This window comes from Aquabacterium sp. UBA2148, assembly GCF_002328915.1.
In the GTDB taxonomy this organism is placed as follows: Bacteria; Pseudomonadota; Gammaproteobacteria; order Burkholderiales; family Burkholderiaceae_C; genus Aquabacterium; species Aquabacterium parvum.
In genome coordinates, this window is sequence record NZ_DCXA01000109.1 from 13,201 (window position 1) to 14,701 (window position 1,501).

At 69.2% G+C, this 1,501-nt stretch carries 1 protein-coding gene; it reads left to right on the plus strand.

Going from position 1 to position 1,501, the window contains the following annotated elements; translation table 11 throughout:
* Window positions 1-1,315: bifunctional tetrahydrofolate synthase/dihydrofolate synthase (gene folC / locus B2W70_RS06020; protein WP_286743814.1), on the plus strand; the 1,315-nt coding region annotated here is incomplete at its 5' end.
* Between the last annotated feature and the right edge of the window lie 186 nt (window positions 1,316-1,501).

Consider the following 1,501-nt stretch of genomic DNA (forward strand, 5'->3'; position numbering starts at 1 on the left):
TTGCGAACGCCTGCACACCGTTGGCATCGACATGGGCCTGGAGCGCGTCGGCGAGGTCTGGCGCCGCGCGGGTGTCATCCTGGGCACGCCACTGGGGCAAGAGCCGGTGGACGGGGCGCCGGTGGTCTTCACCGTGGCGGGCACCAATGGCAAGGGCTCGACCTGCGCCATGCTCGAGCGCATCCTGATCTCGTCAGGTTTCCGCGTGGGGGTGTACGGCTCGCCGCACCTCGTGCATTTTGAGGAACGCTGCCGCCTGGGCGGCGAGCTGGTCAAAGCCGATCAGCTGTTGCCGCACTTCGAGGCCATCGAGGCCGCGCGCGGCGACACGCCGCTGACCTACTTCGAGTTCACCACCCTGGCCATCTTGCGCTTGCTGGCCATGGCCGGTCTGGACGCCGTCATCTTGGAGGTGGGGCTGGGCGGGCGGCTTGATGCCGTCAACGTGATCGACACCGACTGCGCCGTCATCACCAGCATCGACCTGGACCACATGGACTACCTGGGCCCGGACCGCGAGTCGATCGGCCGCGAGAAGGCCGGCATCATGCGCTCGGGTCGCCCGGCCGTGGTGTCCGACCCGCAGGCTCCGGCCAGTGTCGTGCAGCACGCCGAGGGCCTGGGTGCCGACCTGTGGCTGTTCGGGCGCGACCACAACTACGCGGGCGATCGCCAGCAGTGGTCTTGGGGCGGTCGCAACAAGCGCTTCAACGGCATGGCCTACCCCTCGCTGCGAGGTGCCAACCAGTTGCTCAACGCCTCGGGCGTGCTGGCGGCGCTCGAAGCCATGCGCCACCGGCTGCCGGTGTCGGCGCAGGCCGTGCGCACGGGCCTGGCCACGGTCGAGCTGCCGGGGCGTTTCCAGATCATCCCGGGCCAGCCCACGCTGATCCTGGACGTGGCGCACAACCCGCACGCGGCGGCGCAGCTGGCAGTCAACCTCGACCAGATGGGGTTCTTTCCGCGCACGCATGCTGTTTGGGGCGCCATGGCCGACAAGGACCTGGCTGGCATGGTGCACAAGCTGCGCCCGTTGGTGGATGCCTGGTACTGCTGTGACCTGCCCACGGCCCGGGCGGCCACCGCCGAGCAATTGGTGCAAGCCATCGAGGACGATGCCGCCGCGCGCCCCTCGGTGACGGCGCCCAAGGCGACCCTCAGCCGACACGCCGACCCCATGGCCGCGCTGCATGCCGCCCTGGCCGCAGCAGACCCCACGGATAGAATCCTGGTTTTCGGATCTTTCTACACGGTCGGGGGCGTCATCGATGCCGGTCTGCCACGTTTGAATGCGCCCCACATGCCTGGCGCCTGAGTCCCTTTGGTCGTTTTCACCTCGTCCTAGCGCATGCCTTTGCCTTCCTTCCTTGAGCGATTTCGCCGTGCCGCCAGCGGGACCACGCCGGCCGCTCGCGCGCCCTCGCCATCGGACGTCGAGGCCCTGCGCACCCGGGCGCGCCGTCGCCTGATCGGCATGGTGGTGTTGGTGGGCGCGGGCGTG